Consider the following 16,931-nt stretch of genomic DNA (forward strand, 5'->3'; position numbering starts at 1 on the left):
ATGAAGCTGAGCTTTCATATCGCAAGGGGCTGGAGCAATGGCTCGGCGGGAGCCGCCGGGGCGCTAGATCACGCTGCTTTCAGGCGGAAGCGCCTGAAAGCAGAAAACGTGATCGATTCTAAACGTTTAGAGCGCGATTTGTGCGAAAAACCGGTTTCCACTTTTTCGCATCGCGCTCTAGCCCGCGTCGCCGGGGCTTTCTTCCTTGTCTCCGCGTTTATCCTCGGAGCGGCGCCGCCCGCCTCGGCCGAATCGGCCTGGGAAAAGCTGTTTCGCGAGATTGGCGGCGCCCAAAAACCTTCTCCCGGCAAGGACGCCGAACCCGCCAAAGCTGCGTCGCCTCCCGCTTCAGGCGCGGCCGCGCCCCCGGCGGGCGCTCCGACGGTCCCAGCGGCCCGCCCCAGGGTTCAGAAGGTTACCGAATATGTCCAGCTTACGGGCAACGCCACGTCGGTAAATACAGTCAATTTGATTGCTCGCGTGGAAGGATATTTGGAAAAAATCCATTTCCGGGATGGTCAGACTGTCCGGAAGGGTGACCTCTTATTCACAATACAGCAACAGCAATATAAAGATCAATTGAGGCAGGCCGAATCTCAAGTCCGAGCGCTAGAAGCGGCGGTGTACTATGCCAGGACGGAAGCCTCCCGCTATGGAGCGCTCGAGAAAAAGGGCGCCGCCGCCCAGGTCGTCGTCGATAATTGGAACTTCCAGGCTGCAAAGACCCAAGCCGACCTGGAGGCTGCAAAGGCGCAGGTCGACATTGCGAAGCTCAATCTCAGTTACACGGAGGTTCGCGCCCCGTTCGACGGTCAGATGACGAAACATTACATGGATCCCGGCAACACGGTGGGGGGCGCCGGTCAGCGAACCGTGCTTGCCGACATCGTGCAGCTCGATCCGATTTATGTCGTTGCGAATCTCAGCGAAGCCGAACTGTTCACAATTCGGAGCAATCTCAAGCAGAAATGGCCGGAATACGCTGAGCTCCTGAAAGTCCCGGTCGAGGTCGGACTGCAAAACCAGAACAATTTTCCCTATCGCGGAACGATCGAATATGTCGCGCCCGGACTCGATCCGAAGACCGGAACCTTGTTCGTGCGAGGGATCTTGAAGAACCCGACTCTCAGTCTGCTGCCGGGATTCTTCGTTCAGATGCGGTTGCCAAAAGGGCGAGTCTTGCCGGGGGCCTTGCTCGTGCCGGATAGCGCCTTGCAGTCGGATCAAGGCGGCCGCTTCTTGCTGGTGCTAAACCAGGATGACGTCGTCGAGCAGCGTTATGTTCAGCTCGGCGAGCTCGACGGCAACCTCCGTGTCATCTTGTCCGGGCTGAACGGAGACGATCGCGTCGTCCTCAGCGATTTTTGGCGCGCCTCGCCCGGAACGAAGGTTTCGCCGAAATTGATTAAGCTCGACAGAGAGGGAGAGAATCCCTGATGTCGAAGTTCTTCATCGAGCATCCTGTTCTCGCGAATGTCTTGGCCATTGTGATCGTGGTGATCGGCATCGTGGCGATCGTCAGCCTGCCGGTCTCGCAATATCCGAACATCGTTCCGCCGACCGTGGTGGTCTCGACCAACTATCCCGGAGCCAGCCCGCAAACTGTCATCGACACTGTCGCTCTGCCAATAGAGCTGCAAGTGAATGGCGTCGACAACATGCTTTACATGTCGTCGACGAGCGCGGCCGACGGCAGCTACCAGCTGATCGTCACGTTCAAAATCGGCATGGACCCTGACATGGCGCAGGTGCTCGTGCAAAACCGAGTTTCGAACGCGATCCCCTCGCTTCCGATGTCCGTTCAGGCGCAAGGCGTGACGGTTCAAAAGAAATCGACCGCTATCTTGCAGATCGTGAGTCTCGACTCGCCGGGCGGAACCTATGACGCTTCATTCCTTAGCAATTACGCGACAATCAATCTCGTCAATGAATTGGCGCGCCTGCCGGGGGTAGCCAACGTCACCGTGTTCGGCGCGGCGAAATATGCAATGCGGGTCTGGATGGACCCCCGAAAGCTCTATGCCTTCGGCCTCACCCCGGAAGCGGTCATCAAGGCGATTCGCCAACAGAGCCAGCTCGTGGCCGCCGGCCAAACGGGCATGCCGCCGGCCCCTGACACCCAGGATTTCCAATATACCGTCGATATCCAATCGCGCTTCGACGACCCGAGCCAGTTCGAGCAGATCATCGTCAAGTCGGAAGGCACGGACCAGGGCGCGCGCCTCGTTAGAATCAAGGATATCGGGAGAGTCGAGCTCGGCTCGCAGAACTACTCCCAGCAGTGCAGGTTCAACGATCAGCCGGCCGGCTGCATCGCCATCTACCAGACTCCCGACGCCAACTCCCTCCGGGTCGCCAAGGAAGTGGACGCCAAGATGGCGGAGCTCTCGCGGCGATTCCCACGCGACCTCAGATATCGGATTCCTTTCAATACGACGGATTTCGTCAAAGACTCGATCGATGAAGTTTACACGACGCTTTATGAGGCGGGGATTCTCGTTCTCGTCGTCATTCTGGTGTTTCTGCAAAACTTCCGCGCGACGCTCGTTCCTGCGACCACGGTTCCGGTGACGATCATCGGCGCCTTCGCAGGCATGGCGGCGCTCGGTTACACGATCAATCTTTCGACCTTGTTCGGCGTCGTGCTCGCCATCGGGATTGTCGTGGACGACGCGATCGTCATTGTCGAAGGGGCCTCCAAACACATTGAAAGGGGGCTGTCGGGGCATGACGCGTCGGTTCAAGCCATGAAGGAATTGTTCGGACCGATTATCGGCATCACGCTCGTCCTCATGGCCGTTTTTGTCCCGCCGGCCTTTCTGCCGGGAATATCCGGGAAAATGCTGGCGCAATTCGCCGTCGTGATCGCCACCACCGCCCTGATTAGCGCGATCAACGCAGCGACCTTGAAGCCCACGCAATGCGCGCAATGGCTGCGTCCGATCCCCCCGGGACGAAGGAACCCTTTCTACCGCGCGTTCAACCAGGCTTATGACTTCGTAGAAGCGCTTTACATGCGGCTCGTCAGCGCTTTGGTCAGGCGCTCGGGCGCGGTGGTGCTGGCCGGGCTCGCCATCTCCGCCCTGGGGATATGGGGCCTCGCGCGCTTGCCGAGGGCGTTCATTCCCAACGAGGATCAGGGCTACGCCATGACGGCGGTGCAGCTCCCGGAAGGCGCGTCGCTGGAACGAACGGTCAGTTCGCTGAGCCAGGCGGCTAAAATGGCGTTGGCCACGCCGGGCGTGAAGGAGGTGATCACGGTCGCCGGCGTGTCGGTCCTCGATTCAAGCGCGGTCCTCTCCAGCGCGGGGGTCAATTATGTGATCTTCGATGAATGGGCGAAGCGCGGGAAAGCGAAAGACCAGGGGCTTCTTCCCCTCGTTATGGGATTGCAAAAGAAGGTCGAGGCCATCTCGGATGGTAAGGCCGACATGCTCGTGCCGCCGCCAATCCAAGGCATCGGGAACGCCGGCGGTTTCCAGATGCAAGTCAATCTGCTGGGCGGCAGCTTCGACTACGCAAGACTGGGAGTCGTCACGAAGGATGTCATCAAGAGCGCGCAAGCCGATCCCCAGCTTCAACACGTTCTCACCACCTTCCGCTCCGACTCTCCGCACGTCGGCCTCAAGGTCGACCGCGTCCAGGCCGAATCGCTGAAGGTTTCGGTCGGCGACGTGTTTTCCGCTCTGACCTCTTACGTCGGTTCGACCTACGTGAACCAGTTCGCGAAGTTCGGACAAGTTATGCAAGTCTATGTTCAGGCCGACTCTCAGTATCGCCTGCAGCCTGATGATCTCCTGAACATGTATGTTCGCGGCAGCCAGGGTAATATGGTGGCCATCGGGACGCTCGCGCGTCTCGAGCCATTGACGGCGCCTCCTTTGATCGCGCTGTTCAACCTGTATCCATCAGCCGCGATCATCGGCGCGCCCGCCCGCGGCTTCAGCTCGGGAGAGGCCATGACGGATATGGAGGAGATCGCCGCCAAGAAGCTGCCCAACGACGTCGGCTTCGCATGGAACGCAATTTCCTATCAGGAGAAGGTCACCGGAAATCTGCTTTATGTCGGTTTCGCTCTCTCGGTGCTCCTCGTCTATCTCGTGCTCGCGGGTCAATATGAGAGCTGGATCTTGCCGCTTGCCGTTATTGCAGCGGTTCCTCTCGCGCTGGTCGGGCCCGCGCTAACGCTGACGAGCCTTGGCGTCGACAACAATCTCTATGTTCAGATCGGGCTGATGCTCCTCATCGCCTTGTCCGCCAAGAACGGCATTCTCATTGTCGAGGTCGCCCGCGAGGAACGACTCCTCCACGGCAAACCGACGATCGAGGCCGCGATCGAAGCGGCGCGCTCGCGCTTCCGCCCCATTCTGATGACCTCCATCGCCTTCATACTCGGCGTTCTGCCCTTGGTGCTCGCCACGGGGGCGGGGGCCAACGCGCGCAAGTCACTCGGCATAAGCGTCTTCACCGGAATGATTTCTTCGACCGTGCTTGCGGTCGTATTGGTGCCGTCGTTCTTTGTGGCGCTGCAGAAGCTCGACGAGCGCCTTGGCCGCAAGCCGCCGCCCAAGAAGAGCGCGGAGGGGCTGGAGAACACGCAAAAGAGCGTGGCTGCCGAGGAGAAGGCGTGATTGGGGCGCCCCGGCCGTTCTTCTCATGGACGCTCAAGGGGGTTGCCTGATGTTTTCCTTGAGGACCAGTTGCTTGGGTGGTGAGCGCGCTGGGACTCGAACCCAGGACCCCCCTGATTAAAAGTTTCATTCTAAAGCTTTTCGAAATTATCCGACTTCACGCCATTCTTGGATAACAGGCTGATTTTAATTTACTCTATCTGCGCCGTTGCCCGGCGTCAGTCATTCAGGAGGCGCTGCCATGTTGGTCTGTCTTCGCGGAGGTAAAGTGATCGATCCGGTCAACGGCGTCGACAGAGTGGGGGACCTATGGTTCGAGCACGGCCGGATTATAGCGCAGCCTGAGGGACGCTTAGCGGATGTAGAGCACGACGTCTCGGGCCATATCGTTATGGCCGGAGCCATCGACATTCACTCCCATATCGCTGGCGGCGGGGTGAACGCCGTGCGGCTACTCTTACCCGAGTCGCATCGCGCGCACCGCCCACAACCCGCGGGCGCTCCGTTTTCCGCCGCCGGCTGGTCCACATTCGAGACGGGACGTCTCTATGCGCAGATGGGCTATACCACGGTTATCGAGCCTGCGGTCCTGCCCCATCACGCGCTGCACGCCCACCTCGAACTCGCAGACATACCAATCGTCGATAAGGGCATATTGGCCGTTCTGGGCAATGACGACTTTCTCCTCAGCGCGCTTCGTGACCGAGAAAGCGACGCTGCATTCCGCGATTATGTCGGAGCCACGCTCCGCTCGACCCGGGCCATCGGGATCAAATGCGCGAATCCGGGCGGCGTCTGCGCTTGCAAACAAAATGTCCGGGCCTTTTCCATCGACGACACGGTTCCGCAATATGGCGTCTCCGCGCGCGAAATCATGACGCGATTGCAGCGCGCGGTCACGGAGACTCGAATTGGCCATCCTTTGCATCTGCATATGTGCAATCTCGGCATCGGGGGGAATATTGAAGAAGCGCTCACAACCATCGACGCTTCGCAGGGCCTACCACTGCATCTCGCGCACGCGCAGTTCTATGCTTACGGCAAAGAGGGCAAAAACGGCTTTTCGTCAGCGGCCGCGCAATTGGCGGAAAAAGTCAATAAAAACACAAATGTGACAATGGACGTTGGTCAAGTGATGTTTGCTGACACAGTCACGATCTCGACCGATGTCATGAAGCAGTTGAACAGTCTGCCCAGCGGACGACCTAGAAAGGGGGCGATTTTTGACGGCGATAGCAGCGGCCTAGGAGTGGTGCCTTATTCGTACAGGGTTTCCGACTACTACAGCGCGGTGCAATGGGCCGCCGGCTTGGAACTCTTTTTGCTGACCAATGATCCTATGCGTGTCTTTTTCACAACTGACCATCCGAACGGTGCGCCCTTCACCGCCTACCCGGAGGTGTTTGCTCTGCTGATGAGCGCGGACAAGCGTGCGCAGTGGCTTTCGCGTCTCCCTGCTGAGGTGCTCCAGCACACGACGCTCCCTTCAATCAAACGCGAGTACACCCTTCATGAAATCGCGACAATGACGCGTGCTGCGCCACGTCAGCTCTACGGCTTCACGGATCGTGGCGCCATCGGACCGGGCGATGTCGCTGACATTGCGGTGTACAAACCGAACCAAAAGGACACGGCGGCAATGTTCCGCGACGCGGCTTATGTTTTCAAGGATGGCGAGCTTGTCGTGCGCGATGGCAACGTGTCGCGCTATACGACCGGTCGCACGCTTTATGTGAGACCAGACTATGATAGCCAGATGAGCAAGCGCCTCGACGGATATTACCAGGAGCTTTATGGCTTGCCTCGCTCCGTGTTCGAGGTTACCGACGCGGCCTTGCCGAACAAGGACGCCTTTTTAGAGGTCGCCTGCCGCTAACGTATCGACCTCGTAGCTGGGCCACGAAATTCACGGGGCCGTTGCGCGTCTGCTGGGGCGTGAACTGGCCGCAGACGCTCTCGCGCGTTTCCCGCTCGAACGGAATCGTTCGAGCAATCAGGAATCGCGCCAAGTCAAAAAGTTAGAGCATGTCATGACCGGAAAACCGCTTCGCACTTTTCCGTGACATGCTCTAGTCTCTTCGCGGCCTCGATCGCGCCGTCGAGAGGCGACAAACGCTCAAAATTCCTGGAACGGATTTTTCCGGCCGGGCAGTCTCTAATGGGGTCGGACCGACGCTACAATGGCACATGATGACGATGAGGAAATTCTGTCCAGAACCGCCCTCGCTTGCGCGGGAGTAGGCGCAATTTTTGGTCTGTTCGTTGGATATGCTGTGTTGGGCTTTCCGATCTGTATCGCAAGCACCGTTGTGGGCGCGATTTTCGGCGCCGGTCTAGGAAAGCATCTGCGGTGAATTTGTTTACTAGGCCTTAAACTCATAAACGAGACTCCCGTCGGCGATGAAGGATGAGTCAAAGGCCCCAATGATTCTTTGGCACAACGCCTCGATCTCTATCCGACCAGCGCGCACGATGAAGAATTATTTCACACCTGTCGTAATGCAGTCATCTTACTGTCGTCACGTCTTCTAGGAAATTCTGTCTCTCGCTGCGACCTGCTTTTTTTGATACGCAGATGGAAGCTTCATGCGCGGCCTGCCCGAGATCGATATACGCTATTGGTTGCTTCTGATGACCGCGAGCATCGGCGGCGCCAATCTTGGCGACCTCGCTTCCTCGACCCTCGGATTGGGTTTCCTCGGAGCCTTCCCACCTTTCGCGTTGCTGTTCCTTGCCTTGGCGTTTGGCCGTAACCGCATCGCGTTCGTGGGCGAAATCCAGTACTGGCTCGCGATCCTCGTCTCCCGGGCGGGCGCGACCGACATCGCCGATCTCTTGACGCATCAGTTGCGCATCTCTTATCCCGCGCTGCTTTGCGCTTCACTGGTCGCACTCGTTTTGACGCTGCGCATCGGTGCGCGCTTCGGGCAAAACACGATCGTCGCCGCGCCTGGGCCGGGCGGGCTTTCGATTTTTCTCCCTGCCGCCAATGCGACCTATTGGGTCTCTATGGTCGTCGCGAGCACATTTGGAACTATAGCTGGCGATCTTCTCTCCGATAATCTCGGGCTGGGCCGGGCGGCGCTTTTTACCACGGGCGCTGCGGGATTTGCGGTCCTTGCTTCATCGTCGTCGGCAAGCTTTCCAAGCGCGGCTATTGGGGCGCCGTGCTCGCCATCCGCGCCGCGGCGACGAACCTCGGCGATCTGATGGCGAGCGAGGACGGACTCGGCCTCGGCTTTCCGATTTCTTGTGCTTTGGCTCTCGCGCTCTTGACCTGGCTCACCTCGAGCCGGCCGGTCCATCGGCTTGCGCAGACGAGCTAGCTTGGACAGTCGCAGCGATTGCTAAGGCAGACAGCCAAGCCGAACCGCAACGCCCCCGGCCGCTCGCCTCTGGTCACGCCGTTCACCAGGATACGAGCGCGTAAGAACCAACATAAGGCGGATCATCGACCAGATGAAACGGTTCACGACTTCGTCAAAGCTCGCCCGCTGCCGCCGCGCGGCGAGCTTGTCCTCCCGAGACCGTTCTCAAAAAATGAGTTGAAAAGGCTCCGATCCTGACTTGAGGCGGACTCTCATCCACGCGCAGTTGCCCGCGCAGTTGCGCAGCCGACCGACGATGATCAGTCGCCTATGCCATGGCCTGGTCTGCGCTCCGTGGTCGCCATTTGGTCGCCACCTACTGGCAGCGAACCACAACGGGTCGGCAACTCATTGATTTCCTTGGTGAGCGCGCTGGGACTCGAACCCAGGACCCCCTGATTAAAAGTCAGATGCTCTACCGACTGAGCTACGCGCTCGCTCAAGGCGAAAAGCGGAAGGACGCTGTCGCGCCTACCGCACCGAACGGAGCAAAGGCCTCCGTCTTCGCCTGTTCTTCTTCCAGCGGGACGCGCCGGATGGCTCCCACTAAAGGGCGGGCTCTTCGGGGTCAACCCCGCGCTAGGGCGTGATGCGAAAAATCGGAAACCGGTTTTTCGCGCAAATCGCGCTCTAAACTTCTAGAATCTATCACGTCTTCTGTGTTCAGGCGATTCCGCCAGGCGATCGAAAAGGACTAAGCTCCAGATCAAAAACTTAGAGCCTGTCCTGAGGGGCAAACCGCTTCGCGCTTCTCCGTGACAGGCTCTACGGGCGCGCAGGAGAAGAGGTTGACTCGCGAAGAACGATGGTCAAGCGGCCCGGACTGTCCTATCATCACTTGCAGCCGGCTGGAGGCGGCAGGTAACCGGGCCCTTTTGGACTGCGACCATGGGAGACAGGGAAGCGCTATTCGCCGAGGTCGAGGAGGCGACTCCCCGCCTTCGACGCTATGCGCGGGCGCTTTGCGTCACGGCAGGCTCCATCGCCGCCGACGACCTTGTCCAAAGCGCGATCGACAAGGCGGCCGCGGCGATCCGAAATCATGGGCTGCGGCGCGGCGGGCCGGGCGTGGCGCGCATCTGCGCCTATCATGCGCTGACCTCGGCGGCGCGCGAGGAGCTGGCCGCATTGGAGGGCGCGAAGCTTTCGGCGCGCCAGCCGGCGATTGCGCAAGGCCTGGCTTCACTGCCCTTCGAGGAGCGGGCGGCCATCCTACTCGTCGCGCTCGAAGGTTTTTCCTATGCCGACGCCGCGGAGATCATCGGCGCCAGACGCGAGACCCTGGTTGCACGAGTGATGCGCGCGCGCGCCGCGCTCTCGACGCTCGATATTCGCCCGCCCGCGCCTTCTGACGGCCAGCGCCGCGCAGGCGGCCATTTACGGCTCGTGAAATAGGCGGCCCATGGGAGCTACTCCGTCGATCGACGAAGCCGATCTACACGCGCTCGTTGATAACGAGATTTCCGGCGAAGAACGCCTGCGCGTCGAGGACCATCTCGCGGGCTGCCCCGAGGACGCCGCGCTCGTCGAAGGCTGGCGGCGGCAGAACGCGGCGCTGCGCGCGGCCTTCGAACCGGTCGCGCAGGAAAGGCCGCCGCTTTCGCTGCGCAATGCGGCGCAAAGAAACGCCGCCGCGGGCGCGCCGCCCATCGAGAGCGGGGCCATTCATTGGGGGCGGCCGTCGAGCTCGACGCGATCGTTGCGACGCCTCGAGGGACTGCAGGCGGGGAGGCGGGCGGGAGCGCTCGCTTCGACCATCGGGGCGCTGCTTGCCGGCGCGGTCATCGCCGGCGCGGCGGTCTTCGTGCTCACGCGCCCTGGCTTGCCGCCGCAGGCTGCGGCCGAGCCCTCCTATGTGGAGCGCGCCGACCGCGCTTATCACACCTATGCGTTCGACCCGCGACCCGTCGAATTTGACGCGGCGCAGAAGGAAGAGCTGCTGAACGCCTTGCGCTCGCGGCTCGGCTTCGCCCGCGCGCCCGATCTCTCGAGCCTCGACTTGAAGCTGCTCGGCGCGCGCGTCACGCCGGGCCTGCGAGGACCGGCCGGCGTGCTGATCTATGAACGTGGCGATCTCAGCGCGCGCGTCGCGCTTTATTACGAGAAAGCGGATTCGATCGGCTTTCCGCGCGACGCGCCGCGGGTCGACCAAGCGCTCACCGCAATCGAGTGGCGGGCGGCGGGTTACGACTTCGTGCTGATCGGACCGCTCGGAGCCGAGACGATGCAGCGGGCGGCCGAGCGCGCCGCCGCCGATATGCTGACTCCCGCGCCCGCGCGGTGATGAGACGGCGACAAAACCAAGAAAGCCGATCCGATTGCGCGCCGGCGCTTGAATGGCCTGACGCTCCGGTCTAGAGCATGTCACGGAAAAGTGCGAAGCGGTTTTCCGGTCAGGACATGCTCTAAGTTTTTGCTTTTGCGCGGTTCCTTATCGCTCGAGCGATTTCGTTCGAGCGGGAAACGCGCTAAGCAGCCACGAGCGCAACCCAAATAATAGGCCGCGACAATGACCGACGACCCCAGGGCGGACGCACTGAAGCAGGCGGAAATTCTGACGCAGGCGCTGCCGCACATGCTGCGCTATGACGACGCGATCGTCGTCGTTAAATATGGCGGCCATGCGATGGGCGACGATTCGGTCGCGCGCGACTTCGCCCGCGACATGGTGCTCCTTGAGCAATCCGGGGTGAACCCGGTCGTCGTGCATGGGGGCGGCCCGCAGATCGGCGCCATGCTCAAGAAGCTCGGAATCGCCTCGCATTTTTCAGATGGCCTGCGCGTCACCGACAAGGCGACGATGGACATCGCGGAAATGGTGCTCGCCGGCGCGATCAACAAGCAGATCGTAGGCTTCATCAACGCGGAGGGCGGCCGCGCGATCGGTCTTTGCGGCAAGGACGGGCGCATGGTCACGGCCGCCAAGCTGGCTCGGCCAGGGGCTTCCGACGGCGTCGACCTTGGCTTTGTCGGCGAGCCGGTCAAGGTCGACACGACCGTGCTCGACCAAGTCCTGGGGCGCGAGCTTATTCCGGTCCTCGCCCCCGTCGCCCAAGGGCAGAACGGCGACACCTACAACATCAACGCCGACACTTTCGCAGGCGCCATCGCCGGCGCGCTCGGCGCCAAGCGTCTCCTCTTCCTGACCGATGTGCCGGGCGTGCTCGACAAGGACAAGAAGCTTATCGAGCAGTTGAAGATCGCCGACATTCCAGGGCTTATCGCCGACGGCACGATCACCGGCGGCATGATCCCTAAGGTCGAGACCTGCATGTATGCGGTCGAGCGAGGCGTCGAGGGCGTCGTGATCCTCGACGGCAAGCTGCCGCACGCCGTGCTGATCGAGCTTTTGACGGATCATGGCGCGGGAACGCTGATCACGCGGTGAAGCGCGACGAGAAGGCGCTTTCGTCGCGCGCGACGATTTCGCAAGGCGAGGCGGAGCGCATCGCGACGGCTTTTTCCAAGATCGAGACTTTCGTCTTCGATCTCGACAACACGCTCTATCCCGCCACCAGCGATCTTTGGCCCAAGATCGACGACCGCATCACCCTTTTCATGATCCGGCTCTTCGGGCTGGACAGCCTGTCGCTGCGCGCGCTGCAGAAGCATTATTACAAACGCTACGGCACGACGTTGCGCGGCCTCATGACGGAGCATGGCGTCGACGCCGAGGCTTATCTGCGCTACGTGCATGACGTCGATCGCTCATCGCTGAAGCCCGATCATACGCTCGCCGCCGCGATCGCCGCCCTGCCAGGACGCAAGCTGATCCTGACCAACGGCTCGCGCGAGCATGCGGTGGAGACGGCGCGTGCGCTTGGCGTCGATCATTTGTTCGAGGACATTTTCGACATCGTCGCCGCTGATTTTGTCGCCAAACCCGAGGCCGAGGCCTATGAGCGGTTCTTTTCCAAGCATGCGATTGATCCGCGCCGCGCTGCGCTGTTCGAGGATATCGCCCGCAATCTCGAAGTTCCCCATCGCCGGGGAACAACCACGGTGCTGGTCAAGCCGTTGTCAGACGTTTCGACCGCGCGCGAGCATTGGGAGATCGCAGACGGCCTGGAGCCCCATGTCGATTTCGTGACCAGTGACCTAGCCGCGTTTCTAGAGAGCGTAACGGCGTCTTAAGAAAACTCCGCCGCTCTAATCTTTGTCAGCTTCCTCCGCATCGGCGGCGAGCTCGTCCATTTCGACGCTGCCCCCGATGCGGGCGCGCAGAATCCTTGATGGCCTGAAAGTCACGACGAGCCGCGCGGAGATCGGGGCTCCAACGCCCGTGCGCGGATCGCGCCCGAGTCGCGCAGGCTTGTCGCGGACCGAAAAGGTTCCGAAAGAGGAAAGCTTCACATCCTCGCGCGCGATGAGTCGTTCGAAAATCTCGCTGAACACCATGTCGACGAGCAGGGCAGATTCTCGCCGAGGCAGGCCAACTACGCTTTGGACGGCTCGGGCGAGATCGGCGCGAGTCACCGTCCCGCTCGCGGACCCTTCCTCTGCGGACCATTGCTCTTCGCGGGAGCAAGAACTCGAGTTGTTGTCATCTTCGCCATTTGCGGTCATGACCCAGGGTCCTGCATTATCTCGATCTGAAATGTCACGAAGCTTGGCGAGCGCGCGTTAAGAACCCATGCAATGCGCGCTAACACCAAGAACAAAATGAACGGTTGACCGCCTCGCGGGCAACGGGGCCGCTTCGGGCGAGCACCGCCGAATCATCGAAAAAACTTAAAGATTCAGCAATAAAAAGCAAGATTGCGCGGGAGTTCACGCGCCTTGGAACAGATCAGGCTCCGCGTGCTTAAAGTCGCTCCCAGACGTCGCGGGCGCGCGCGAGGGGAACTGCGCTTACGTGAAGGCTAAGAGGTTCGAATTGCATGGGCGTTGTGCCCGTGATAAAAGCCCGTCAGCTCGAACCCGGCTGCCAGAAGCCGGGACGAGAGTTTCGCGCCAATGAGCTGGAGGAACCCCATGGCCTGGACCACCCCCACAATCGTCGAAGTTTGCGTCGGCATGGAAATCACCGCCTACGAGTCGGCGGAAATCTAACTCCGACCAGACAGGGCCGGCAGCATCCCGAGCCCGTCTCCATTTCCAAGCCGGCGCAAAGCTGAGCGGCTCCGCGAGGAGCGTCGTTCCACCTTTGGCGCCGGCTTTTCCTTGTGGAATCTTGTTTTGGCTTGGCGGATGGAGGCGAGAATGAGAAAGCTGCTCGGGGCGGGGGGATTTGCGGCGCTTGCCGCGCTCGGCTGCATGGGCGGCGCGCAGAGCGCGCCGGCAAAGAGCCTCGTCGAGGAAGCCAAGGGGCATTTTCAGCCGCTGCCGTCGCTTCCGACAGGCGCCGCCGCGGGGCTGCGCGCCGAGCTCGGACGCCGGCTTTTTTATGAGAACCGCGTCTCCGCCGACGGCAATGTGAGCTGTGGCCATTGCCATCAGGCGGATCTCGCCGCCACCGACGGCCTCCCCAAGGCGATCGGTGTGAACGGCAAGGAAAATCCGCGCAACGCGCCGTCGATCTTCAATGCATCCCTGAATTTCAAGCAGCATTGGCGCGGAGACCGCGAATCGCTCGAGGAGCAGGCGGAGAAATCACCCACGGGCGCCGTGAGCTACGGCAATCCCGACTTCGCCGCCGTCGTCGCCAAGTTGAAGGCCGTTCCAGGATACGCTGACCTCTTCGCGCAGGCTTTTCCCGGCGAAGGCGACCCGATCAATCAGAAGAACTGGGGCGTCGCCATCGCCGCCTTCGAGCGCACGCTGTTGACGCCCAGCCGTTTTGACGCCTTCCTCAAGGGCGACGCCAAGGCGCTGACGCCAAAAGAGCAGGCGGGTCTGCAGAAATTTATCTCGCTTGGCTGCGTCTCTTGCCACAACGGGCCGCTGCTTGGCGGCAACTCCTTTCAGAAATTTGGCGTCCAGGAAGATTACTGGAAGGAGACCGGGTCCCCGAAACCGGACAAGGGTCGCTTCGACGTCACCAAGAGCGATGCGGACCTTTATGTCTTCAAAGTGCCGCAGCTTAGGAACGTCGAGAAGACCGCGCCCTATTTCCACGACGGATCGGTGGCGGAATTGCCGAAGGCGGTCAAGATCATGGGGAAAGTTCAACTCGGCGAAGAATTGAAGGACGAAGACGTCGCGGCCATCGTCGCCTTTCTCGACTCGCTCACCGGCCCCGTTCCCGCGAACTATCCGCCTCTGCCCTCGCTTCCAGACGCCCCGAAATAAGCGCGAAAGCAGCGCCATTAAGTTTGCGTCGGAGAGCGCGATCGGCAATTGGCGCAGCGCGTCATCGAGCGATCGCCGCTTGCGAGGACGATGTCAGTTACTGAGTGACGAGGCTGTCAGTTACTGAGTGATGTCGCCGCGCAGGCTCGAGATCTGCGTCGAAGGGAAGCTTCGAAGGCGCGGCAGTCCCGCGAGTCCCGTCTTCTTGCGATCCCGCGTGTCGGCCCTTTCGTTCAGGCCGGAATTCTTCAGTGCGGGTCGCAATTGCGTTTGCGCTGTGACCACGCCCGCGGATGCCGGCGCAGCCGTAACGGCGCCGACATGGAAGGGGCGCCAGACCCAGGCGGCCAGTAAAAGCGCGGCCACCAACGCCAAGGTTCTAAGGTGCATAGCCGGCGCTCCTCGTCGGAGAATGCTCTGTAGAGCACTGCGGGCTCGCGGTCTTGGCGGCGACGACGGCCTCCTTCGCCTTCGCGAAGCCGTTGCGCACTGCGCCACAACAAAGAACTCTGTGTACGCCCATGACCCGCCTCATTCGTGACGAAAATAAACGATTTAGTAAGGATTGAGTCAACACGAAGCGCTCTTGCCGCCAGCACGTCCATCCACGGCGAGAAGGCGTCGCCGATAAGCCAGAATCTCCTGGGAAATCAGGCGTTGCAGCGCTTTTGAGAAGGGCGGGAAAGTCAGCCTTTCCACTGTGGCGGAAATGACACAGTCGTCGGAAAAATCATCGCTCCATCAAAATCGCATGGAGCGCGAAGCGAAAGTCGACAGGGCTTTCCTGAATTGCCGCAGCGCGCGGCGTCGCGCGACGCAAAGGCTTTCCATCGCCCCGCGACAAATGTCGCGCCGGACGATTTTCGGACACAATTTTCCGCTGTCAAAGGGTAAAAGTCCTCGGGAAACTTGAGGACGGGGCCGCGGCGAGTGCTCCGCCGGCGAAAGTCATGGGACAACAACTTGCCGACGACGACTCGAATTCTGGGGACCGGATCCTACGCGCCCCTCAAGGTTTTGACCAACGCCGACCTCGAAAAGCTCGTGGCCACAAACGATCCGTGGATCGTCTCTCGCACCGGCATCAGGGAGAGACGCATCGCCGCCGAAGGCGAGAACACATCGGATATGGCCGCGACGGCGGCTCTGCGCGCTTTGGAGCTCGCCGGCGTTTCCGCAGAGGAGATTGACCTGCTGATCGTCGCGACGGTGACGGCCGACGCGGCCACGCCATCCTGCGCCGCCTTTGTGCAAGCCAAGATCGGCGCATGCAACGCCTTCGCATTCGACGTTTCAGCGGCCTGCGCGGGCTCGCTCTATGGTCTCGTCATCGCCGATCAATTCATTCGAAGCGGGGCGGCCAGAACGGCTTTGGTGATCGGCGCTGAGACGTTGAGCCGAGTCGTCGACTGGACCGATCGTGAAACCTGCGTGCTCTTCGGCGACGCCGCCGGCGCGATGCTGCTGGGCGCGACGCAGGATAAAAATCGGGGTCTGCTTGCCTCCAATCTGCGCAGCGATGGTTCGATGACTGGAATTCTCGGCATTTACGAGCATGACCTGGGTCCTCTCGCGAAGAAGCGGGCGCCTGTGAATTCGGCGCGGATCAAGATGCGCGGCCGCGAGGTCTACAAGGCGGCCGTCCGTCTTTTGCCGGAAGCGGTTCAGACGGCCCTGGATCAGGCGGGGGTCAAGGCGGATGACGTCACCCATGTCATCGCGCATCAGGCGAATTTGCGCATCATTGAATCGGCGCTCGAGACGCTCGGCGTGCCGATCGAAAAATGCTGGATCAATATCGATCGCTACGGCAACACCTCGAGCGCGTCGATGCCGATATCGCTCGACGAGGCCAATCGCGCGGGACGCCTCAAGCCGGGCGACGTGATCGCGATGATGGCGATCGGCGCCGGGCTGACCTGGGGTAGCGCAATTCTGAGGTGGTGAGAACCGCGCTTTCGCCGATCTCTCGACCGTCAGGCGGAAGGCGATTCCCCGAGCGTTTCGACGCCGCTCTCGCTCGCGACGAGCACGCTGGAGGCGATCCCGATAAAGAGCCCGTGCTCGATGACGCCGACGGTCGCGTCGAGCGCCTGCGCGAAGGCCTCCGGATCCGGTATGGCGCCAAAGGCGCAATCGACAATGGAGTTGCCGCCGTCGGTGAGGAAGGGCGTCCCCTGCGAGGTCAGCCGGATCGCCGCCTTGCCGACGAGCCCGATCTCCTGCGCAACGGCTTCAATGCGTCGTAGCGCGCTCCGCGCGCCGAAAGGGACGATCTCAACGGGCAGGGCGAAAGCCCCGAGCGTCGCCACCCGTTTCGAGGCGTCGGCGATGACGACCATGCGCTTTGAGGCCGAAGCGACGATCTTCTCGCGCAGCAGCGCGCCTCCGCCGCCTTTGATGAGCCGTAGCCTCTCGTCGAATTCGTCGGCGCCGTCGACTGTCAGATCGAGCTCGGGATAATCATCGAGCGTCGTGAGCTTCAGCCCGCAGCGTTCAGCTTGAGCGCGCGTCGCCTCGGAAGTGGGAACGCACAAGAGCTCCAAGCCCTCCCTCGCTTTGGCGCCGAGAAGCTCGACAAAATGCGCGGCTGTCGAGCCCGTGCCGAGGCCGAGCCGCATCCCCGGCCGAACGAAGGCCAGCGCCGCTTCGGCCGCCTGCCTCTTCAGTCCGTCTGTTCCGATTGCATTCATGTCGTCTT

14 protein-coding genes and 1 tRNA gene are annotated in these 16,931 nt (G+C 61.2%); 11 read left to right on the forward strand and 4 right to left on the reverse strand.

From position 1 onward, the window contains the following. The 4 genes from QMG80_RS06685 to QMG80_RS06700 all read left to right on the forward strand — a co-directional run bounded on the left by QMG80_RS06685 (position 1) and on the right by QMG80_RS06700 (position 7,841). The gene (locus QMG80_RS06685; protein ID WP_085772111.1) at positions 1–1,437 is read left to right on the forward strand and encodes an efflux RND transporter periplasmic adaptor subunit; all 1,437 of its coding nucleotides are present in this window, start codon (positions 1–3) and stop codon (positions 1,435–1,437) included. Continuing rightward, complete coding sequence (locus QMG80_RS06690; protein WP_085772112.1) at positions 1,434–4,631, forward strand: efflux RND transporter permease subunit; 3,198 nt, start codon at positions 1,434–1,436, stop codon at positions 4,629–4,631. Before QMG80_RS06685 ends, QMG80_RS06690 begins: the two co-directional genes overlap by 4 nt. A gap of 241 nt (positions 4,632–4,872) precedes the next feature. After that, positions 4,873–6,507, forward strand: coding sequence for a formylmethanofuran dehydrogenase subunit A (locus tag QMG80_RS06695; protein ID WP_085772113.1), 1,635 nt, complete (start codon positions 4,873–4,875; stop codon positions 6,505–6,507). Between the two features lie 710 nt (positions 6,508–7,217). Further along, positions 7,218–7,841 (forward strand): COG4705 family protein, encoded by a 624-nt coding sequence (locus tag QMG80_RS06700; protein WP_085772114.1) that lies wholly within the window; start codon positions 7,218–7,220, stop codon positions 7,839–7,841. Positions 7,842–8,360: 519 nt separating this feature from the next. Here QMG80_RS06700 and QMG80_RS06705 read toward each other — a convergent pair. After that, positions 8,361–8,436 (reverse strand) — tRNA-Lys (locus tag QMG80_RS06705). A 451-nt stretch (positions 8,437–8,887) separates the two neighbouring features. Between QMG80_RS06705 and QMG80_RS06710 the strand changes: the two genes are divergently transcribed. From QMG80_RS06710 to QMG80_RS06725, 4 genes are all read left to right on the forward strand, one after another. Further along, the gene (locus QMG80_RS06710; protein WP_085772115.1) at positions 8,888–9,394 is read left to right on the forward strand and encodes a sigma factor-like helix-turn-helix DNA-binding protein; all 507 of its coding nucleotides are present in this window, start codon (positions 8,888–8,890) and stop codon (positions 9,392–9,394) included. 7 nt (positions 9,395–9,401) lie between these two features. Next, the gene (locus QMG80_RS06715; RefSeq protein ID WP_085772116.1) at positions 9,402–10,283 is read left to right on the forward strand and encodes an anti-sigma factor family protein; all 882 of its coding nucleotides are present in this window, start codon (positions 9,402–9,404) and stop codon (positions 10,281–10,283) included. A 225-nt stretch (positions 10,284–10,508) separates the two neighbouring features. Next, positions 10,509–11,387 (forward strand): acetylglutamate kinase, encoded by an 879-nt coding sequence (gene argB / locus QMG80_RS06720; RefSeq protein WP_085772117.1) that lies wholly within the window; start codon positions 10,509–10,511, stop codon positions 11,385–11,387. A gap of 35 nt (positions 11,388–11,422) precedes the next feature. Next, positions 11,423–12,133: a pyrimidine 5'-nucleotidase gene (locus tag QMG80_RS06725; protein WP_085773721.1), complete on the forward strand. Its 711-nt coding sequence runs from the start codon at positions 11,423–11,425 to the stop codon at positions 12,131–12,133. A gap of 15 nt (positions 12,134–12,148) precedes the next feature. Here QMG80_RS06725 and QMG80_RS06730 read toward each other — a convergent pair whose 3' ends face one another. Further along, a complete protein-coding gene (locus tag QMG80_RS06730) occupies positions 12,149–12,565 on the reverse strand; it encodes an integration host factor subunit alpha (RefSeq protein WP_085772118.1) in 417 nt (138 codons plus the stop codon). A 408-nt stretch (positions 12,566–12,973) separates the two neighbouring features. On the opposite strand from QMG80_RS06730, the gene pqqA reads away from it, so the two are divergent. Together pqqA and QMG80_RS06740 are read left to right on the forward strand one after the other, a co-directional pair. Next, on the forward strand, positions 12,974–13,051 hold the full coding sequence (pqqA, locus tag QMG80_RS06735; RefSeq protein WP_102938202.1) for a pyrroloquinoline quinone precursor peptide PqqA: 78 nt from the start codon (positions 12,974–12,976) through the stop codon (positions 13,049–13,051). A gap of 150 nt (positions 13,052–13,201) precedes the next feature. Then, positions 13,202–14,230 carry a cytochrome-c peroxidase gene (locus tag QMG80_RS06740; RefSeq protein WP_085772120.1) on the forward strand — a complete coding sequence of 343 codons (1,029 nt, stop codon included), beginning with the start codon at positions 13,202–13,204 and terminating at the stop codon, positions 14,228–14,230. A 120-nt stretch (positions 14,231–14,350) separates the two neighbouring features. On the opposite strand, the gene QMG80_RS06745 is transcribed toward QMG80_RS06740, so the two are convergent. After that, complete coding sequence (locus QMG80_RS06745; RefSeq protein WP_158658769.1) at positions 14,351–14,620, reverse strand: hypothetical protein; 270 nt, start codon at positions 14,618–14,620, stop codon at positions 14,351–14,353. Positions 14,621–15,193: 573 nt separating this feature from the next. Between QMG80_RS06745 and QMG80_RS06750 the strand changes: the two genes are divergently transcribed. After that, positions 15,194–16,177: a beta-ketoacyl-ACP synthase III gene (locus tag QMG80_RS06750; protein WP_085773722.1), complete on the forward strand. Its 984-nt coding sequence runs from the start codon at positions 15,194–15,196 to the stop codon at positions 16,175–16,177. A 29-nt stretch (positions 16,178–16,206) separates the two neighbouring features. On the opposite strand, the gene rpiA is transcribed toward QMG80_RS06750, so the two are convergent. Continuing rightward, on the reverse strand, positions 16,207–16,923 hold the full coding sequence (gene rpiA / locus QMG80_RS06755; protein WP_085772122.1) for a ribose-5-phosphate isomerase RpiA: 717 nt from the start codon (positions 16,921–16,923) through the stop codon (positions 16,207–16,209). Positions 16,924–16,931 lie beyond the last annotated feature (8 nt).

The sequence above is a fragment of the Methylocystis bryophila genome (genome assembly GCF_027925445.1).
Lineage (GTDB): Bacteria > Pseudomonadota > Alphaproteobacteria > Rhizobiales > Beijerinckiaceae > Methylocystis > Methylocystis bryophila.

Bases quoted from the DNA above. Each gene is read 5' to 3' on its own strand.
- QMG80_RS06695 (WP_085772113.1), top strand. From the start codon at position 4,873: ATGTTGGTCTGTCTTCGCGGAGGTAAAGTGATCGATCCGGTCAACGGC.
- QMG80_RS06715 (WP_085772116.1), top strand. From the start codon at position 9,402: ATGGGAGCTACTCCGTCGATCGACGAAGCCGATCTACACGCGCTCGTT.
- QMG80_RS06745 (WP_158658769.1), bottom strand. From the start codon at position 14,620: ATGCACCTTAGAACCTTGGCGTTGGTGGCCGCGCTTTTACTGGCCGCC.
- argB (WP_085772117.1), top strand. From the start codon at position 10,509: ATGACCGACGACCCCAGGGCGGACGCACTGAAGCAGGCGGAAATTCTG.
- QMG80_RS06685 (WP_085772111.1), top strand. From the start codon at position 1: ATGAAGCTGAGCTTTCATATCGCAAGGGGCTGGAGCAATGGCTCGGCG.
- QMG80_RS06700 (WP_085772114.1), top strand. From the start codon at position 7,218: ATGCGCGGCCTGCCCGAGATCGATATACGCTATTGGTTGCTTCTGATG.
- QMG80_RS06740 (WP_085772120.1), top strand. From the start codon at position 13,202: ATGAGAAAGCTGCTCGGGGCGGGGGGATTTGCGGCGCTTGCCGCGCTC.
- QMG80_RS06710 (WP_085772115.1), top strand. From the start codon at position 8,888: ATGGGAGACAGGGAAGCGCTATTCGCCGAGGTCGAGGAGGCGACTCCC.
- rpiA (WP_085772122.1), bottom strand. From the start codon at position 16,923: ATGAATGCAATCGGAACAGACGGACTGAAGAGGCAGGCGGCCGAAGCG.
- pqqA (WP_102938202.1), top strand. From the start codon at position 12,974: ATGGCCTGGACCACCCCCACAATCGTCGAAGTTTGCGTCGGCATGGAA.
- QMG80_RS06730 (WP_085772118.1), bottom strand. From the start codon at position 12,565: ATGACCGCAAATGGCGAAGATGACAACAACTCGAGTTCTTGCTCCCGC.